The sequence below is a fragment of the Ruegeria sp. BB1 genome (genome assembly GCF_056539465.1).
The window spans coordinates 35,052-53,667 of the sequence record NZ_JBQFVB010000006.1 but is presented as its reverse complement, the minus strand read 5'-3'; the positions used below and the strand labels follow the sequence as shown (position 1 = coordinate 53,667).

20 protein-coding genes are annotated in these 18,616 nt (G+C 57.7%); 7 read left to right on the top strand and 13 right to left on the bottom strand.

The genetic code is table 11. From position 1 onward, the window contains the following. Positions 1-50: 50 nt before the first annotated feature. Positions 51-1,169: a hypothetical protein gene (locus ACR0AL_RS14145; RefSeq protein ID WP_170552300.1), complete on the bottom strand. Its 1,119-nt coding sequence runs from the start codon at positions 1,167-1,169 to the stop codon at positions 51-53. 277 nt (positions 1,170-1,446) lie between these two features. Then, complete coding sequence (locus ACR0AL_RS14140; protein WP_480663492.1) at positions 1,447-2,526, bottom strand: hypothetical protein; 1,080 nt, start codon at positions 2,524-2,526, stop codon at positions 1,447-1,449. A 249-nt stretch (positions 2,527-2,775) separates the two neighbouring features. Here ACR0AL_RS14140 and ACR0AL_RS14135 point away from each other — a divergent pair, with 249 nt between their 5' ends. After that, positions 2,776-4,251 (top strand): NAD-dependent succinate-semialdehyde dehydrogenase, encoded by a 1,476-nt coding sequence (locus ACR0AL_RS14135; protein WP_480663490.1) that lies wholly within the window; start codon positions 2,776-2,778, stop codon positions 4,249-4,251. A 229-nt stretch (positions 4,252-4,480) separates the two neighbouring features. On the opposite strand, the gene ACR0AL_RS14130 is transcribed toward ACR0AL_RS14135, so the two are convergent. From ACR0AL_RS14130 to ACR0AL_RS14100, 7 genes are all read right to left on the bottom strand, one after another. Further along, on the bottom strand, positions 4,481-4,939 hold the full coding sequence (locus ACR0AL_RS14130) for a hypothetical protein (RefSeq protein WP_170351870.1): 459 nt from the start codon (positions 4,937-4,939) through the stop codon (positions 4,481-4,483). Positions 4,940-5,137: 198 nt separating this feature from the next. Then, a complete protein-coding gene (locus tag ACR0AL_RS14125) occupies positions 5,138-5,605 on the bottom strand; it encodes an Hsp20 family protein (protein ID WP_170351869.1) in 468 nt (155 codons plus the stop codon). A gap of 122 nt (positions 5,606-5,727) precedes the next feature. Then, a complete protein-coding gene (locus tag ACR0AL_RS14120) occupies positions 5,728-6,543 on the bottom strand; it encodes a trypsin-like serine peptidase (protein ID WP_480663488.1) in 816 nt (271 codons plus the stop codon). Then, positions 6,540-7,331, bottom strand: a complete 792-nt coding sequence (locus ACR0AL_RS14115; RefSeq protein ID WP_480663486.1) for a trypsin-like serine peptidase — start codon at positions 7,329-7,331, stop codon at positions 6,540-6,542. Before ACR0AL_RS14115 ends, ACR0AL_RS14120 begins: the two co-directional genes overlap by 4 nt. Before the next feature lie 118 nt (positions 7,332-7,449). Beyond that, entirely contained in the window at positions 7,450-8,766 is a 1,317-nt protein-coding gene (glcF, locus tag ACR0AL_RS14110; protein WP_170351867.1) for a glycolate oxidase subunit GlcF, read from the bottom strand. Positions 8,767-8,770: 4 nt separating this feature from the next. Then, positions 8,771-9,871 (bottom strand): FAD-binding protein, encoded by a 1,101-nt coding sequence (locus ACR0AL_RS14105; RefSeq protein WP_480663484.1) that lies wholly within the window; start codon positions 9,869-9,871, stop codon positions 8,771-8,773. A 25-nt stretch (positions 9,872-9,896) separates the two neighbouring features. Next, entirely contained in the window at positions 9,897-11,345 is a 1,449-nt protein-coding gene (locus ACR0AL_RS14100; RefSeq protein WP_480663482.1) for an FAD-linked oxidase C-terminal domain-containing protein, read from the bottom strand. 82 nt (positions 11,346-11,427) lie between these two features. Here ACR0AL_RS14100 and ACR0AL_RS14095 point away from each other — a divergent pair, with 82 nt between their 5' ends. Continuing rightward, positions 11,428-12,138, top strand: coding sequence for a DUF599 domain-containing protein (locus ACR0AL_RS14095; protein WP_170351864.1), 711 nt, complete (start codon positions 11,428-11,430; stop codon positions 12,136-12,138). A gap of 35 nt (positions 12,139-12,173) precedes the next feature. Further along, positions 12,174-12,521 carry a hypothetical protein gene (locus tag ACR0AL_RS14090; RefSeq protein WP_480663480.1) on the top strand — a complete coding sequence of 116 codons (348 nt, stop codon included), beginning with the start codon at positions 12,174-12,176 and terminating at the stop codon, positions 12,519-12,521. 3 nt (positions 12,522-12,524) lie between these two features. On the opposite strand, the gene ACR0AL_RS14085 is transcribed toward ACR0AL_RS14090, so the two are convergent. The 4 genes from ACR0AL_RS14085 to ACR0AL_RS14070 all read right to left on the bottom strand — a co-directional run bounded on the left by ACR0AL_RS14085 (position 12,525) and on the right by ACR0AL_RS14070 (position 15,400). Next, positions 12,525-13,010 carry a flavodoxin family protein gene (locus ACR0AL_RS14085; protein WP_480663478.1) on the bottom strand — a complete coding sequence of 162 codons (486 nt, stop codon included), beginning with the start codon at positions 13,008-13,010 and terminating at the stop codon, positions 12,525-12,527. Between the two features lies 1 nt (position 13,011). Then, complete coding sequence (gene rlmH, locus ACR0AL_RS14080) at positions 13,012-13,482, bottom strand: 23S rRNA (pseudouridine(1915)-N(3))-methyltransferase RlmH (protein ID WP_480663476.1); 471 nt, start codon at positions 13,480-13,482, stop codon at positions 13,012-13,014. A gap of 44 nt (positions 13,483-13,526) precedes the next feature. Continuing rightward, complete coding sequence (rsfS, locus tag ACR0AL_RS14075) at positions 13,527-13,886, bottom strand: ribosome silencing factor (protein ID WP_058276550.1); 360 nt, start codon at positions 13,884-13,886, stop codon at positions 13,527-13,529. Between the two features lie 164 nt (positions 13,887-14,050). Beyond that, the gene (locus ACR0AL_RS14070; protein ID WP_480663474.1) at positions 14,051-15,400 is read right to left on the bottom strand and encodes a mechanosensitive ion channel family protein; all 1,350 of its coding nucleotides are present in this window, start codon (positions 15,398-15,400) and stop codon (positions 14,051-14,053) included. A 90-nt stretch (positions 15,401-15,490) separates the two neighbouring features. Between ACR0AL_RS14070 and ACR0AL_RS14065 the strand changes: the two genes are divergently transcribed. Genes ACR0AL_RS14065 through leuD form a run of 4 tightly spaced genes read left to right on the top strand, consistent with a single transcriptional unit; the run spans position 15,491 to position 18,286 of the window. Beyond that, positions 15,491-15,589: an isopropylmalate isomerase gene (locus ACR0AL_RS14065; RefSeq protein ID WP_170351859.1), complete on the top strand. Its 99-nt coding sequence runs from the start codon at positions 15,491-15,493 to the stop codon at positions 15,587-15,589. 53 nt (positions 15,590-15,642) lie between these two features. Next, positions 15,643-17,046 carry a 3-isopropylmalate dehydratase large subunit gene (leuC, locus tag ACR0AL_RS14060; RefSeq protein ID WP_170379337.1) on the top strand — a complete coding sequence of 468 codons (1,404 nt, stop codon included), beginning with the start codon at positions 15,643-15,645 and terminating at the stop codon, positions 17,044-17,046. Between the two features lie 37 nt (positions 17,047-17,083). Next, positions 17,084-17,638, top strand: coding sequence for an HdeD family acid-resistance protein (locus ACR0AL_RS14055; RefSeq protein WP_170351857.1), 555 nt, complete (start codon positions 17,084-17,086; stop codon positions 17,636-17,638). Positions 17,639-17,680: 42 nt separating this feature from the next. After that, positions 17,681-18,286, top strand: coding sequence for a 3-isopropylmalate dehydratase small subunit (leuD, locus tag ACR0AL_RS14050; RefSeq protein ID WP_170351856.1), 606 nt, complete (start codon positions 17,681-17,683; stop codon positions 18,284-18,286). The last annotated feature ends 330 nt before the right edge of the window (positions 18,287-18,616 follow it).

Sequence of the window (18,616 nt, the reverse complement as noted above, 5' to 3'; positions counted from 1 at the left end):
ACCGCCCTTGTTTCATCTTTTCAAAAATACTCTCGCCGAAGGCGAAATCCTCAATATCTCAACACCTGCCCGGTCTTGCTAACGACGAACTTGCGCACGTCGGCAAATCCCGGCGGGTTGCGCTCGGCCAGCACCTGGAACGGGCGCTGGGGCAGGATGATGGATCGCTGCGTGCTCGTGGCGCCGGTCTCGGCCCCCTGCCCGCCGAACGGGTCCAAAGCGAACACCTCGCGTTCGACGGTGGAAAACCACCCGGCGCGTTCTTCGATCACGTCTTCGCTCTCCAATTCTTCAGTGGTCCAGGCCAGCGCCCAGTCCTGACCTTCGGGCGCCTGCGCGTCTTCCAGCACCTGCCGCAGTGGCCCGGATTGCTCGGTATAGGCCGAGGAATACATCGGGCCCACGTGGATGCGGCGCAGGTGTTTGGGGTGCAGGTCATCAAAATCCTGATCGAAGCCCTTGGCGATGGTCACCAGTTTCAATCCACCCAAGGACTGCGCCATCAGATGCGCCTGCACTTCGGGCCAGCGGCGCTGATCCTTGGGCAGGGCCGTCTTGCCGCTGTCCTCAAGCTGCATCAGGTAGATGACCGGCAGGTTGATCTGGCTGTCATAGACCGCCCAGTGGATCATGAACTTGCGCCGCTCGCCTTCATTCCCGATCCAGTGGCATTCAGGATCGTTGCGGGACCAGAACAGCTGACCTTTCAGCAATTCCTCGTAATAGAGCCTTTGGGACAGTGCGAATTGCAGCTTGGTGGGGATTTCCTGTTCGCTGATGATGGTGCGCACCATGTCGGTTTTCAGGTCGTCCTCTGAGGGCATATTTGCCAGATGTACTTGCGCCTGCTGCGCGTCGTTGGCCATGGTCAGCAACTCCGCCGCCACGGGAAACCCGCTGTCGCGCTTGTCCATCGCAAGGCTGCCAAAAAAACGCCCCGTATCGCGCCCGACCAGCAGGTACTTCATGCTGAGCGCACGGAACGTGTAGAGCAGCCCCGAGAGGTAGCGCGACACGATCCGCACCTCTTGCTTGCTGATCGCGCCCTCGGCCTCCATCGTCGCAGCCACACGAAGGAGATGGACGGTGATTACCTCAAATTTGCGGAAATAGCGGCGCGAGGCGAAGGTGTCGGTCAGGCCGACATGGTCTTGGGTGGGGTTAGTCATTATCCACGCGCTCTTTTCTTTGTCGGCGGCCGAACAACTTCTGATCAAGCTGTTCAAGTTTGATCAGACCGTTGGCAAACAGAACGCAAAAGCAGAATGTCATCAATAGAACACCCGCTATCAATATAAGTTTAGCTATCAAAGAATCCGGGGTCCAATCAGCTGTCAGAAGAAGCAAAGTTAGGAACCCACCAAAGACAACAAAGAGAATCCCTATCCTGAACCTGTAGCGTATTCCTTTTGGCTTGCCTTTGGAACGGAACGTCACTGAAGCGCCTCACCCCCCATACAAGTTCTTATCATGCTTCTCGACAATCGACGCGAACCGACGGGCAAAGCGTTCATCCGCCCTGGCCTTTTTCTCCAGCACGTCGCGGGCAAAGACCATGTGGTCCTCATGCGCCTCAAGCATGTCGGCCATCTTCTGGTTGGTCGCGGTGCCGATGGCGGCCATGGCGGTTTGCGCCTCTTGGTCGGTCTGCACGCCGATCTCGTTGATGCGGTGGGCCACGTCCTGCTGCTGCGCGGTTTTCAGCGATTTGGTCAGGGCGTCATACAGCACCACGCGCTGTTGCGTGTCTGTCTGCAACTTATTGATCAGCACCATCTGCGTCGCCGCCTGGTTCTGCAGGGAATCGACCCAGGTTTTGCCCTTTTCGATATACCGCTCCAGCGTCTGAGATTTGGCCAGCTTGACCTGCTCTTCCTGAACCTTGGCATTGTACTGCTTGTTCAGCTCGGCCAGTTCGGTTTCCAGCTGGGTGCGCGCGGCGGCGTCCTGTTCGACGCTGATCTTGTTCTCCAACGTGATGATCGTCGGATCCATGCCCTGAATCTCGGCGCGCAAGGCTTCCAGTTCGGCCACGGTCGCCTCACGGTCGTCCAGCGTGCCGGTCAGGTTGTCCTCAACCTTTACCCGCTGCTCCTCCAACACCGACAACTGCCCTTCCAGCAGCTTGACGATCACGTCGGATTTGGCGATCAGGTCCTGCAGCTTGTCGTCGATATTGGCGGTGCGCATGCGCTCCTGCCGCATCGACTCGGATTTGGCTTTGGCGAAGATGCCGACAAACGATTCCCACCCGGTTTTCGATCGCATCTCGTCGAAATCCTTGGAAAACGCGTTGGTCACATCGTCCAGACCCATGATCAGTTCGGCGATATTGGCGTTCATCACCTCAGTATGGGCGTGCACATCCTCAAGCGTTGCATTTTCGATGTCGATATCCGCCTCGGTGGTGCCGATTTTGGCGCGGGCGGCCTCAATCCGCGATGTCAGCCCTTCGATCTGTGATTGGCTTTCACGGACTTTCGCCTGAGTCTCTTCGATCAAGGCATCAAATTGATGGTTCGACATCTCTGCTATCCCTTTTTTCTTTATTTACCCAATAAGATAGGGAATGTTACGGGTGTTTACATCCCCTTGGGTCCAAATTTCCTCCAGACTTTGACAAACTCAGCCTGAAAAAGATAGGCGTGATGCACAGCCTTGAACCGAAGGTTATTTGATCAAATCTGGATTGACCCGCTGGCGATAGTGGACATAGACATTCCCGACCCCACCTGATTGGGTGCGTTGAACCAATTTTCTGCCGGAGGCTGACCCATGCTGGACGCGACAACCGATCTGAAATCCCTTCTGAAAAACCCTGAACTGCTGGTGACCAAAGCCTATATTGGCGGTCAGTGGGTGGATGGCGACAATGGCACCCTTGCGGTGACCAACCCGGCCCGCGGGGATGTGGTGGCCGAGGTTGCCGATGTCAGCCGGGCGCAGGTGGCAGGCGCCATCGCTCAGGCCGAGGCTGCGCAAAAAGAATGGGCCAAGCTGACCGGCAAAGAACGCGCTGCAATCCTGCGCCGCTGGTTCGACCTGATGATGGAAAACGCCGAGGATCTGGGCAAGATCCTGACCGCCGAACAGGGCAAGCCGCTGGCTGAAGCCGTGGGCGAAATTGCCTATGGTGCCTCGTTCATCGAATTCTTCGGCGAAGAGGCCAAGCGTGTGTATGGCGAGACCATCCCCGGCCATCAGCGCGACAAGCGGATCACCGTGCTGAAACAGCCCATCGGTGTGGCGGCTTCGATCACTCCATGGAATTTCCCTAACGCAATGATCACGCGCAAGGCGGCCCCAGCGCTGGCCGCAGGTTGCGCCTTTGTGGCCCGTCCGGCGACGGAAACGCCGTTGTCAGCGTTGGTGCTGGCGCTGCTGGCGGAACAGGCGGGCGTACCTGCCGGCGTGTTCAACGTTGTGCCCTCGTCTCAGGCCAGCGAGATCGGCAAAGAGTTCTGCGAAAACCCCGGCGTGCGCAAGCTGACCTTTACAGGCTCGACCGAGGTGGGGCGCATCCTGCTGCGTCAGGCCGCCGATCAGGTCATGAAATGTTCGATGGAGCTGGGCGGCAATGCACCTTTCATTGTATTCGACGACGCCGATCTGGATGCGGCCGTCGAAGGCGCGATGATGTGCAAGTTTCGCAACAACGGCCAGACCTGTGTTTGCGCCAACCGCATCTATGTGCAGGCCGGTGTATACGACGAATTCGCTGCCAAGCTGAAAGCCGCAACCGAGGCCCTGCACGTCGGCGACGGCCTGAACCAGGGTATCACCACCGGCCCGCTGATCAGTGACGAGGCCGTCGCCAAGGTGCGCGAACACATCGCCGATGCCACGGAAAAAGGCGGCGTTATCCTGACCGGTGGCCTGCCGCATGATCTGGGCGGCACCTTCTTTCAGCCCACCATCGTCACCGGCGTGACGCAGGACATGAAGGTCGCGCAAGAGGAGACCTTTGGCCCGCTGGCCCCTCTGTTCAAGTTCGAGGACGAGGATGATGTCATCGCCATGGCCAACGACACGATATTTGGTCTGGCTTCCTATTTCTATGCCAAGGACCTGAGCCGCGTCTACAAAGTGGCCGAGGCACTGGAATACGGCATCGTGGGCGTGAACACGGGCATCATCTCGACCGAGCTGGGCCCGTTTGGCGGTGTCAAACAATCCGGTCTCGGCCGTGAAGGCAGCCATCACGGCATGGAAGACTATCTTGAGATGAAATACATCTGCATGTCGGTCTGATCCGTCGATATCCCATATTTGGATGCGCTTGCCACAAAAAAGCGCATCCAAAGCATCACCATACTTCAGTGGGCGGTGCCGCCCGCGCCTCAGCAATACTCTGTTCAGGTCGATTGGGTCGGTAACCGAAGGAACCAACTTTCGAGCCCTGCTTGGGGTTGGTTCCGCGAAATTATTTGTGGGACTTTTCTATTAATGTCTGTTTTGAGCCCTTATATACCTCGCTTCATTAAATAGATTTGAGAATTTCAGGAGGGTTCGAAGTTACGACATCAATCGTATGGTCAAGCGTGTTGATCTGATAGTGTATCAAATCTCCGGGAAATTCTGATGTCGCCCAAGTACTTCGTTCCACAAACTCCAAGTAAAATGATTTCGAGAAAATTCGAAGCCAACCCTCGACCGAAATTTCTTGATCGCCTTGTTGAGCAAACATTTCAGCAGTCACCGAATACGCAACGAAGTCATAAAAGCTTAAGCGCAACTCATCGCTTTCGGGCTTGATTTCAAGGGGATATACGCCGTCAATTCCGCCAACGCTTTCTGGTTCAGAGGCCTTTGTTGCAGCAGCTATGTCCACGACCAACAAGCTTTGATTGATGGGCTGAATCCGCTTGGTTTGCCAATTCTCGCTGCCGTTAGCCCAAACAACAGTCGGATGATCGTTAGTCTTCCAAAAGTCAGTCATTAAGTATCTCAACTACAGCGACTAAGAGACAGCCTATTTCACCCTAGTTGGCGGGAACCGAAACTAGCAACAGCAGTTTTGTCCGCATAGCGGCCACTAGCGAGCTTACAAACAACGCCCCGCGTCTGGAGGAACGCGGGGCGCATGGTGCGACGACCCAGAGAGGAGGAGATCGCCGCGGCGTGTGGGTTGACCGCCTTAGTTCACGGCTTTGGCGTCGACCACATCCTTTTCAATGGCGTTGGCCGAAGCGATCTCGATCCGGCGCGGTTTCAGGGCCTCGGGCACCTCGCGCTTCAGGTCAATGTTCAGCATGCCGTTTTCGTGGTTGGCGCCGGTGACGCGCACGTGATCGGCCAGCGCAAAGCGGCGCTCGAACGCGCGGGTGGCGATGCCGCGGTGCAGGTAGCTGCGCTCTTGGTCTTCGGCGGCTTTCTTACCGGCGACGATCAGCGCGTTTTCCTTAACTTCGACCGACAGGTCATTTTCCGAAAAACCGGCGACAGCGACCGAAATGCGATAGGTGTCGGCATCGGTTTTTTCGATGTTGTAAGGCGGATAGCTGGGCTGAGCCACGTCATTGGTCAGAACGCGGTCCATCATGTCTGCGATCTGGTCGAAACCAATGGTTGCGCGGTGCAGCGGTGCAAAATCAAAAGTACGCATGTGTCATATCCTCATATCTGAGCGATCTACGATTTGCCCTCCGTTCGGACGGGCGATTGAGTATGCCAGGCCCCGTTCACGGCGACCCGGTACAATTCACATGGGGAGCATTTTGAACGAGTTCAAGACCCGTCGGATGAGATGAATTTGGCACCGGAACTGGACTTGTCCGACCCCACCTGCAACCGGCGGATCTTGGCCTTGGGCTGGGGTGCATCTCGGCGCAGGTCAGCTTTCAAATCAGAAACGATCCCAGACAGTTCCATGCCATACCCGACCTTGCGCCGACCATCAAAACCACCCGCGGATACAACCGACAGAATCTGCCAGCGCGGTCCCTTTTTTGCCAGAATGGCCGACCCCGAAGACCCAAAGGTTACGTCACAGTCAAAGCTGATCAGCCCGCGACCGCGTTGAAGGATGCTGCACGAACGCTGGCGCGTAATAGCCTCGGATCGGCCTTGCCCGTAGGATGCAACGCTGATCTCGTTGTCGTTGATCCGTCCCTCGTACAACGCAAACGGATCGGCGACGCCGTGCGGGACCGGGGCATCCAGACGCATCAGCGCCACATCGATGCGAACTCGCGGTGCCGAGACCGGCGCATTGGCCACAAAATCCGGATGGGTGGCGATCTGGATGACTTTGCGGTCGGCCAGAGAATTACCGTTGCTCAATCCGGCACGGAACGTCACTTCTCCGGGTTTATAGGGCCGGCCGGTGGCCTTATCCAACGCACAATGAGCCGCCGTCAGAACCAGATCCCGTGCAATCAGCGTGCCGGTGCAAAAGCCCTTATTGCCGATATCCAGACGGCCCACCGCCTCCCAGCCATAAAGGTCGTCACGATCCGTCAGCTTGCGTTTTGCGGTTTGCGAATGGGATGCAGTCGACAAGACAGACAAGCATAACAATGTGCCCAGCAGAATTCGTATCATGGCTTGATGAACCTCGCGCCAATGTTTCTTTTGGATGTACCCTCAGGGGTCGCAGCCAGAAACCCGCGCCCAGCCGACAGTTCAGCTTGCAACAGGCGCAGCGACCCTTCGACCGGGGTACCGACGGCAACGCGCTGGCCGTTCAACTCGGCCTTGGCAGCCACCACGGACACGATGCGCGGGCGGTCACCCTCAAAGGAAAAAACCGGCGCGCCCGAAGAGCCGAACTCGACATCGCAGGACATCACCAGAACTTCTGACCGGCGGGTCATGACCGAGCAGACCTCTTGCAGCGCCGGGGCTTCGGCCCTGTCCTGCCCGTACGAGACAACGCCCACCTCTTCCCCACGACGGGGACGATCGCCGGTTTCAAACGGGATCACAGTGGTGTTGCGAATGGGTTGCCACAACTCGATCAGTGCAATGTCATTGCGCAACCGTGCCGTCGAAGTTTCGTTGTCATAGCGATAGTCCGGATGCACCACCGCCTGCCGCGCCGCACGATAGGCGGACGCGCGGCCCAGACGCCACGCGGCCCAAAACTCGACCCCGGACAGATCGATCCGCTGACCGGTTGTTTTGTCGTACAGGCAATGCGCGGCGGTCAGCACCAAAGTAGGTGAGATCAGCGTACCCGTGCAAAACCCCGATCCGTTTATATCCAGACGGCCAACAGCCATCCACGCCCGCCCGGCATCGGTGGTATCCAGGCTTTTTAGCCCACTATCCTGCGCCGCGGCCGCTATCGGCATCAATGCCAGCGCTAAAGCCCTGATCCAGTTTTGCAAGCGGTTCTCCGGCGTTGCTGTTGGATCACCTTCCTACGGTCGTGGTGGGGCGAAAATAGGGCAGCCGTGCCGGGTTTGGTTTCGTCCGAAAACTGATGCGCCGCTGCATCAACCGGGCTTATCTGAGGATCGGAATCTTTGCCCCATCACCCGGTTGCAAGGCCCGTGGTTTGGGGCCACCGGTGGCCCAGTCCAACAATTCAACCGTGTGCAAAACCGGAATATCTGTGCCCGAGCCGATTTGCATCATGCAACCAATATTGCCAGCCGCGATCATGTCCGGTCTCTTCGCCTCAAGCGTTTTCACTTTGCGCTGCTTCAACTGGCCCGAGATTTCCGGCTGCATCAGGTTATACGTACCAGCGCTGCCACAGCACAAATGGCTGTCAGCAGGCTCTAATACCGTGAATCCAGCCTTTTTCAACAAAGTCTTGGGATGAGTTTTGATCTGTTGCCCATGCTGCAGAGAACATGCCGCGTGATAGGCAACAGTCAAGTTCTGGTTCGTACCTTCGGGAAGGTCCAGAAGCATCAGCAATTCGCTGACATCCATCGCGATATCCGCCACCCGCGCGGCGCCTTCCGCCAGCGGATCGTTTCGGAACATGTGCCCGTAATCCTTGACCGTCGTGCCGCAACCCGAGGTGTTGATAACAATGGCGTCCAACCCACCGCCATCCATCTCGGCCGTCCAGGCCTTTATATTGGCTTGGGCCGCTTTGTGACTGTCGCCGGTCTTGCCCATGTGATGGGTCAGCGCGCCACAGCACCCGGCTCCTTTGGCAACCACAACCTCACACCCCAACCGGGTCAGCAGGCGAATGGTTGCGTCGTTGATATCGGTGTTCAGCGCCTTTTGCGCACAGCCCGTCATCAAAGCCACGCGTTTCTTGCGCGGTCCCTTGGACACAAAGCTTTGCGGGTCGTCATTTCGGCTGACCGGAGGGATATGCTTGGGCGCCATATCTAACATCGCCCGCAGCCGCGCATCCGGCATGAGGAAACGAAGCGGGCGACCCAGTTTCGCCCCTAGTAGCGCCCAGCGGAATCGTGTCGGGTAGGGCAGAATTTGCGCCAGTATCCAGCGCAGCGCACGATCACTGAAGGGGCGATTGTAATTCTGTTCGATATAGTCCCGCGCGTGATCAACCAGATGCATGTAATGCACGCCGGACGGACAAGTTGTCATACAGGCCAGGCAGGACAGACAACGATCGATGTGTCGTACCGTTTTTTCATCCGGCACACGCTCATTCTCAAGCATGTCCTTGATCAGATAGATACGTCCGCGCGGGCTGTCGAGTTCGTCGCCCAGTACCTGATAGGTGGGGCAGGTGGCAGTACAGAACCCGCAATGAACACAGCTGCGCAGAATTTCATTCGCGCGCTGGGTCGCCGGGTCCTTTAGCTGTTCTTCGGTAAATGTCGTCTGCATCAATTTATCCCATCAGGCCCGGATTGAAGAGGCCGCGTGGATCAAAACGCTGTCTTAATCCCTGTGTTAGAGCCTTAACTTCGACAGGTTCAGGCTGAAATTGACCCAAAGTTTCTATTGTATCTGCTCCAGCCCGTACCAGTGTTGCGTGGCCGTCAAATGCACCCAAACGTGCGCGCAGATCGGTTCCTTGTGAGACCCGCGCCCAGATCAAACCCCCGCCCCAATCGAACAAAAGCTGGTCCGCCGCCAGACTCCTCGAAACTTCGGGCGCGTCGCTTGGCTTGACCGAAATCCGCCAGACGTCGCCGTCTAGACCCTGAAACGGCTTAACATCACGCAGACCTTGCCACAGGTCCGCAGAATCCGGGATTTCTGTGACCTCACCAAATCTGGTCAATACTGATCTCAGCTGGCCAAAGCGATAGGACACCGAATCGGAAAACCCCTCGATCCGCAAATAGGTGCGCCCATCTTGAGGGTCATACGCGGCCCCGTTGACCTCAAATGGAGATTTCAGCGCTGCGGACATGGCTTGCACTGCGTCTTCAGCATCCGCGACCTGTACAGCCAAGGTCGCGGTGGATTCGGACTTTGGCAGCACTTTCAGCGACACTTCGGTTAAAATCCCCAACGTGCCCCAGGAACCTGCCATCAGTTTGACCAGATCGTATCCGGTGACGTTTTTCATCACCCGGCCACCGTTCTTGATCACCTGCCCATTGCCATCGACATACCGCACACCCAGCAGGAAATCCCGGCAGGCCCCGGCTTGAATACGCCGTGGGCCCGAGATATTGGCCGCCACGACACCGCCGATGGTGGGCTCTCCGCCCGTGCCCAGCAAACCACGATGATCCATAGGCTCAAACGGCAATTGCTGACCTTCTGCTTCCAGAGCGACCTCAATTTCGGCCAAGGGTGTACCGGCCTGCGCCACAAGGGTCAGCGCGCCGGGTTCATACAAGTTTATGCCGCTTAAGCCCACGGTGTGAATGGTTGCGTCTGGCCCGCCAATACCACGGGTGCCACCACCGGCAATACGCACCGGATGGCTCAGTCCGGCCACCATCTCGGCCAGTTCGGTTTCCGTCTTGGGTTTCATCGCATATCTTTTGTGTTAGAGCCTATTATTTTGCAGCCAGACGCACATCGCGCCGGGATGCTGACGCGTTCAGAGGGAACACTTTGGCGGGGTTCAGCAACCATTTCGGATCAAACACATCCTTGATCGCCATCTGTGCTTCCAGGTCTTGCGACGCGTATTGATGTGTCATCAGATCCCTCTTTTCCACGCCTACCCCGTGTTCACCCGTCAGGCAGCCGCCTACATCGACGCATAGCCGCAGAATGTCGGCGCCAAACGCCTCGCATTTCTCAAGATCGCCGGGTTTGTTGGCGTCGAACAGGATCAGAGGGTGCATGTTTCCATCACCCGCATGAAACACATTACCGACGGGCAGGCCGTAGTCTTGGCTCATCTCGCCGATCCGGCGCAACACTTCGGGCAGGGACGAGACCGGGATCGTACCGTCCAGACACATATAGTCGTTCATCTGCCCCATGGCCCCAAAGGCCGATTTCCGGCCCAGCCAAATCTTGGCGCTCTCCTCAGGCGATTGGCTTTCGCGAATTTCCACCGGGTTATGGCGTTTGGCAATCTCGACGATCTTCGACAGCTGATAGTCGATCTCAGCCTCGGACCCTTCGACCTCGATGATCAGCAGCGCCGTGCAATCGGGATAGCCTGCTTTGGCAAAATTCTCACAAGCCCTGATGCACAGCGTGTCCATAAACTCGATCGCGACGGGCAGAATGCCCGATTTGATAATATCCGAGACACAATGCCCGGCGACTTCGTTGTCGTCGAAACCAATCAAAACCGGCCGGGCGCCCTCGGGTTTGCGCAGTATGCGAAGCGTTGCTTCGGTCACGACACCCAATTGCCCTTCCGAGCCGCAAATCACCCCCAGCAGGTCCAATCCACCTGCATCCAGATGCGCGCCGCCGATCTCAACCACACTGCCGTCCATCAATACCATGGTCACGCCCAACAAGTTGTTGGTCGTCACACCGTATTTCAGGCAATGCGCCCCGCCGGAATTCATGGCGACATTGCCCGCGATGGCGCAGGCCAGTTGTGACGAAGGATCGGGGGCGTAAAAGAAATCCTCTTCCTCAACGGCCCCGGTCACGCTCAGATTGGTGCGGCCGGTCTGAACGCGGATATAGCGATTGTCATAATCGGTCTCCAACACCTCGTTCATGCGGGCGATGCCCAGAATGACGCAATCCGCCGTCGGCAATGCCCCGCCCGCCAGAGACGTGCCCGAACCGCGCGGCACAACCGGCACGCCTTCGGCATGGCAGATGCGCAGCACGTCCGAGACCTGTTGCGTGGTCGCCGGCAGCACCGCCAGCATCGGAGGACATTTATACGCCGTCAGCGCATCGCATTCATACGCGAGGGTTTCAGCAGCATCATGGATCACAGCATCTTGGGGCAAAACCTCCAGCAATTGCTGCAAAACGGCGTCCCTGCGGCGTAGAATTTCTGGGTTTGGCGTTGGCATGTCCATGGCGAGCCCTCCGATTTGGTAAATTAATATTACCAATTTCAACCACTGGCAAGTTCTCTTGGCCGCGCGTAGTGTCGCGATCATGACCTGGATTGAACGTGCCTTGGTGTTTTCACCGCTCGACTATGCGGCCATTGTGATGCTGTTTTGTGCGTGGCAATGGATCGGCTGGCGGATCGACAACCCTTCACCGCGCAAAAACTCCGTCACGATGATGATGGATGATTTTCGCCGCAACTGGATGCACGAGATGGTAACGCGCCAACCGCGCATGTTTGATGCGCAGATGGTTGGCACCATGCGGCAGGGCAGCACGTTTTTCGCCTCGACCACGATGATTGCCATTGGCGGCGGGCTGGCCTTGCTGGGCAATACCGAACGTCTGGCCGGGGTGGCGCAGGATCTGGCCATAGGCAGCGCCCCGGCCTTGGTCTGGGAGATCAAGATTCTGATTGTACTGGCATTTCTGTCCAACGCGTTTCTGAAATATGTCTGGGCGCACCGCCTGTTCGGCTATTGCGGGGTGCTGATGGCCGCCGTGCCCAATGACCCCGAAGATCCGCAGGCCTATCCCCGCGCTGCGCAAGCCGCCGAGATCTGCGTCACCGCCGCACGCAGCTTCAACCGTGCCCTTCGGGCGACCTATTTTGCGCTGGCCTCGGTGACATGGATATTGGGGCCGGTTGCCCTGATCATCGGCACCACCGTCACCTTTGGCGTGTTGTACCGGCGGGAATTTGCCTCGCATTCACGATCGATCCTGATGGACCTGCCACCCAACACAGGTTCGTGATGACGCGGGTGCGTCGCACACCCTATGGTCAGCGCATGCGATACCTGATTCTCAGTGCCTTTCTGGCCAGCCCTGCCCTTGCCGATCCGTCGGTGATCGAGAATGTCTCAGCCCGTCAGAGCGGTGATACCTGGCGATTCGACGTGACGATCCGCCATCCCGATACCGGCTGGGATCATTACGCCGATGGCTGGCGCGTGCTGGATATGGACGGCAACGAGCTGGGCATGCGCGTGTTGCACCATCCACATGAGAATGAGCAGCCCTTTACCCGGTCGCTAAGTGGTGTGGCCATTCCCGAAGGCGCCACACAGGTTCAGATTGAGGCACGCTGCAATGTTGATGGTTGGAACGAAGACACTACGGTCGTTGATCTGAACTGAGGCTCAGAACACGCCCAGGGTCAGACCCGCAGCCAAAGCAGCACCGATCTCGCGACATTGGTCCAGCTGATCATCTGGAACAGTCTTTTCCGCCAAAATCGCCTCGGGCGTTTGCGCATGGGTGCAGATGATCAGTGGCGGTTGCACCTCTTTCAACCGCCAGCCGGTTGCGATCCGGGCCATTTGGCGCGCGGCGTTCTCGCCATCGGACCCGGCGCACACCATCTGGGCATAGGGACGGCCTTCGATCTTGCCCAGTACGGGATAATAGCTGCGGTCAAAAAACTCTTTCATCAAACCCGAAATCGCGGCCAGATTCTCGGGCGCGCAGAACAGGTAGCCATCGGCGCGCAGGAGATCGTCCGGTCCGGCCTGATCGGCGGGTTTCAGGATGGTTTCAGCCTCATCATGCGCGGCCTCAGCCGCGGCTTCGGCCATTTGCCGGGCGCCGCCGGTGCGCGAATGGTAGACGATCAAAAGCTGCGCCATGTCAGACCCGGTGGTAAGGGCCGCCCGACAGGATGGTTGCGGCCCGGTAAAGTTGCTCGGCCAGCATCACACGGACCAGCATATGGGGCCAGACCATCGACCCGAAGGAAATGGAAAAATCGGCCTGGTCCCGCAGATTAGGGTCTATTCCGTCTGCCCCGCCAATGATCAGCGCCAAATCCTGACGCCCGGCATCGCGCCATCCGCCCAGTTTCTTGGCAAAATCCGGCGAGGACATCACCCGCCCGCGTTCGTCCAGGGTGCAGATCACAGCCCCCTTGGGCAGTGCCTTGCGCAGCAGCGCACCTTCGGCCCCCATGCCTGCGTTTTTCTTGTCCTCAACCTCGATCACACGTGCAGGACCGAGGCCCATTGCGCGGCCGGTCCGGTCAAATCGGGTCAGGTAATCGTCAAGCAGGGTCTTCTCCGGTCCGGCACGCAATCGCCCGACCGCACAAATGCTTATACGCATATTTCTCTCGCCGCCGGCCTGTTAATGCAGGCCGGGATGGCGCCTCAGTTCGCCGAGGCGCTGCCGCCCTGGGGCAGCCACATCTTTTCCAGCTGATAGAATTCACGCACTTCGGGGCGGAAGATATGGACGATCACGTCGCCCGTATCGATCAACACCCAGTCGCCGGCATCCTTGCCTTCGACCTTCGAGGTGAATCCGAATTCCTGCTTGATTCGATCCGTCAACTTTTCTGCCATGGCCGAGACCTGACGGGTCGACCGACCCGAGGCAATCACCATGTGATCCGCAACCGAGGACTTGCCTTGCAGGTTGATCTGCACGACATCTTCGGCCTTGTCATCGGAAAGTGAGGAAAGGATACGTTCAAGCAGCTTGTCGCTGATTGACTGAGAGTGAGCCATTACATTGGCCCGGTCATCGGCGGGCAAACCCGCCTGGGTATGTAGAGACAGAACATAGTCCTCCTTTGCTGCGCGCCGTAAAACCCCGGCGCCGGGGTACTAATAAGGTAACAAGGGGAATGCAACATTTCAATGAAACGCCGCTATGCGGGGCGCACAGGGGATCACTCTTTGGCGACCTGTTGCGTGGCTGCGCCGGACAACAACCGAACCTCGCGCTGTGGGAAAGGGATGGAAATACCATTGGATTTAAACGCATCCCACAGGGCCAGATAGACATTGCCGCGGATATTGGTCAGGCCCTTGGTCGGGTCACTAATCCAGAACCGCAGGACGTAATCCACGCTGCTGTCACCAAACCCGGTGATGTGGCAGACCGGCTCGTGCTTACCGCCACTTAACACGCGCGTCACGGATTTGACCGCACCGATGGCCGTTGCACGGACATTATGCGGGTCGTCGTCATAGCTGGTGCCGAACTCCAGGTCCAATCGCACGAATTTGTCGGAATGCGACCAGTTCACCACCTGATTGGTGATCAGATCCTCGTTCGGAATCAGGTATTCCCGCCCGTCCCTCGTCACGACCGATACATAACGCGCGCCCAGCGCATTGATCCAGCCGAACGTGTCGCCCAACGAGATCACGTCGCCCGGCTTGATTGACCGGTCCATCAGGATGATGATCCCGGATATCAGGTTGGACACCACCTTTTGCAGTCCGAACCCGATCCCCACACCAATCGCACCGGACAGCAGCGCAATACCGGTCAGGTCAAACCCAAGCGTGCGGATGGCTGCCAGAAAGACAGCGCCATACAGCAGCACCTGAATGCCCTTGGCCAACAACACCTGCATGGATGGGGTGATGTCGTCATTGTTCATCAGCCCCCGCTCAGCCGCGCGGGTGCCAATACGGGCCAGCGTCAGCAAAATACCGATCAGCAGAACCGCCTTGATGATCCCCAGCGCCGAGATGTGCAGATCGCCGATGGAAATCGCTACGCCGTCCAGAAAATCGGCCACGTCATCGGTCAGATTCAGCGCAATCAGTGTTGCATAGACCCACATGGCCCATTTGAATATCCGCCGTAGGGTCCGGTTGCGCACCAGCCGCGCCACCAGGGCAATGGCCAGCCATGCCAAGGCCAAAGTCGCAAACACACCGATAATGTAACTGCGCGACGGCCAGGTGACTTGCTGCATCAACAGATACAACGCCCAGGACATCACCACGAAATAAACCAGCGTCAGGCGCTGCATTAACTGTACCAATGTACGCAGCCGCCATTTTGGCCAGCCCGAGCGGGACCGGGCCCAGGCCTCCCACCGGCCTTGCGTTGCCAATTTCAAAAGGAGGGCCAACCCCCAAAGAACAACAATGATGACCAACTGGTGCTGTCGCCAACCGGGGGTGACAATCAGTTCGACAAGGTTTTCGAATTGCACGGAAAAGCCCGCGACCATGTTTTCATAAAGGTCCGACAGCGAGCTGGGGATCAGGTCCTGATTCATGGTTCCAGCTTGGACAGCGTTGCACAATGATGCAAGTCTGACACCGGATTGAACCTTGATTGACAGCAAAGCCCGATATATCTGGTGCGCATGAGACTCAATCTGGCCCCTGCACCGACGTTGCAAGACCGCACGCGCCTGCGTGAACGGTTCTTTGGGGCCGCCCGCACGGTTCTGGCCCGCCTATAAGGCGCGTCCAGCCACTCGCCAGCTATTTCTCATTTAAATACGGGAGAGGACCAATGTCCCCCAAAACACTCTATGACAAAATCTGGGATGCCCATGTCGCGCACGAAGCCGATGATGGCACCTGCCTGCTGTATATCGACCGCCACCTGGTCCACGAAGTGACCAGCCCGCAGGCGTTCGAAGGCCTGCGCATGGCGGGCCGCAAGGTGCGCGCCCCGGAAAAAACCATCGCCGTGCCGGATCATAACGTTCCGACTACACCGGACCGCGTGAACGGGATCGAAAACCCGGAATCGCGCATTCAGGTCGAAGCGTTGGACAAGAACGCCAAGGATTTCGGCATTCACTATTACCCAGTGCATGATGTCCGTCAGGGCATCGTGCATATCGTCGGCCCGGAACAGGGCTGGACCCTGCCCGGCATGACCGTTGTCTGCGGCGACAGCCACACTGCCACCCATGGCGCGTTTGGCGCGCTGGCCCACGGTATCGGCACGTCTGAGGTCGAGCATGTTCTGGCCACACAGACTCTGATCCAGAAGAAATCCAAGAACATGAAGGTCGAGATCACCGGCAAATTGCAGCCGGGCGTGACCGCCAAGGACATTACTCTGGCCGTGATCGGTGAGACCGGCACCGCTGGCGGCACCGGCTATGTCATCGAGTATTGCGGCGAAGCGATCCGCGATTTGTCCATGGAAGGCCGCATGACCGTCTGCAATATGGCCATCGAAGGCGGCGCGCGTGCCGGCCTGATCGCGCCGGACGAGACCACATATGAATATGTCAAAGGACGCCCCCACGCGCCGAAAGGTGCGCAATGGGAAGCGGCTTTGAACTGGTGGAAAACGCTCTACACCGACGAAGACGCGCATTTTGACAAGGTTATCACTCTGCGCGGCGAAGACATTGCGCCAGTCGTCACATGGGGCACCAGCCCCGAAGACGTCCTGCCGATCACCGCAACCGTGCCGAACCCCGAGGATTTCGAAGGCGGCAAGGTCGAGGCGGCCCGCCGCTCGATCGAATATATGGGCCTGGAAGCGGGCCAAAAGCTGAGCGATGTGGAAATTGACACCGTCTTTATCGGATCGTGCACCAATGGCCGTATCGAAGACCTGCGCGCCGCCGCCGAAATTCTGAAGGGCAAAAAGATCAAAGATGGTCTGCGGGCCATGATCGTTCCCGGCTCGGGCCTGGTGCGCGCGCAGGCCGAAGAAGAGGGTCTGGCGGATATCTTCAAAGCAGCAGGCTTTGAATGGCGTCTGGCTGGGTGTTCGATGTGCCTGGCGATGAATCCGGATCAGCTGGCACCGGGGGAACGCTGTGCCGCAACCTCGAACCGCAACTTCGAAGGACGTCAGGGCCGGGGCGGACGCACCCACCTGCTGAGCCCTGCAATGGCTGCCGCTGCGGCAATTACGGGACGGCTGACAGACGTCCGTGAATTGATGTAAGGTCTCCTCATATCTAGATATTTGAGGGATTGAACACATGAGTGACTGGATCAAATGGTTCCTGCTGGGGCTGCTGTCGATAGCATTTGGCGTCTTTGCGCTGGGCAATGCGATTGCAGCTTCGGTTGCGGTGACGGTGGTGACTGGGGTGTTGCTGCTGATTGCAGGCGCGTTGCAGGTTGTCGGCGGGTTCACCGTCGAAGGCACCGGCAACAAGATCCTGTCTCTCATCATGGGTGTGGTGATGCTGTTTCTGGGCTGGTCCTTCCTGGATCACCCGCTGCAGGGGACCTTGACCTTGGCGACGGTGATGCTGGTTCTGTTTATGGCAGGCGGCATCGCTCGGGTCATTCTGTCGTTCCAAATGAAAGGAACGCAGTTTTTCTGGCCCACGATGATCTCGGGCATCTTGTCGATCGTCCTCGCCGCTATCATCTGGACGTATGTGGGCAAGGAACCCCAGGCTCTGCTGAGCATTCTGGGGATCTTCCTGGGCATTGAGATGTTGTTCAACGGGTTCGGATTGGTCTTCATGGCGCTCTTCATCAAGAACGCACCCAAAGACGAAACAATAGAAGCGAAACAGGCTTAAACGCGGGGCACGGGCGCAGCCTTCTCCCGCAGGAGTGTGAACATGGAAAAGTTTGACAAAGTCCACGGGGTGGCTGCCCCAATGCCACTGATCAATATCGACACCGATATGATCATTCCGAAAGTGCATCTGAAAACCATTAAACGGTCCGGCCTTGGCGTCGTGCTGTTTGATGAGATGCGCTATCACGATGACGGGCAGGAGAACGAAGAATTCGTCCTGAACCAACCCGCCTATCGTGAAACCGAGATTCTGGTGGCAGGCGACAATTTTGGCTGCGGTTCGTCCCGCGAGCACGCGCCCTGGGCAATCAAGGATTTCGGCATCAAGGTGGTGATCTCGACCAGCTTTGCCGACATCTTCTATAACAACTGCTTCAAGAACGGCATTCTGCCGATCGTGGTCGAAGAAGAACATCACGCGCTGCTGATGGAAGATGCCCATAAGGGTCAGAACGCCCGCATGACCGTGCATCTGGAAGATCAGCAGATCACAACATCGGATGGCGTCGTGATCGAGTTTGACGTCGACCCACACCGCAAACACTGCCTGCTGAACGGTTTGGACGATATTGGCCTGACGATGGAAAAAGACCATCACATCGACAAATTCGAGGATCACGCAGGCCAGGCCCGCCCCTGGGTGTGATTCTGTGGATGAATCTGTGAATACTCAACCTAATGGGGTCGTCTCGGCGGCCCCATTCGCATTCTTGGGGTCAAAGGTCTAACTACCACAAGATATAGGTATCAATTTGAGATACACGTCGGATTTGCGTCGAAAATGATGCAATCCCGCACCAGTTGCGCCATCATTTTGCCCGAAACTACGTGTTTTCTGCACCCTGGCTTGAGCGAAATGTCGCTTATCGTCAAAGTTGGCGAGACAGAGGCATCCGTCATAAAAAATGCGGCGGGCACAAGTTGGAACGTAAGTCGGCACAGAATCGGCTACTCCGGTTTGGAAAGGGTTCGGATA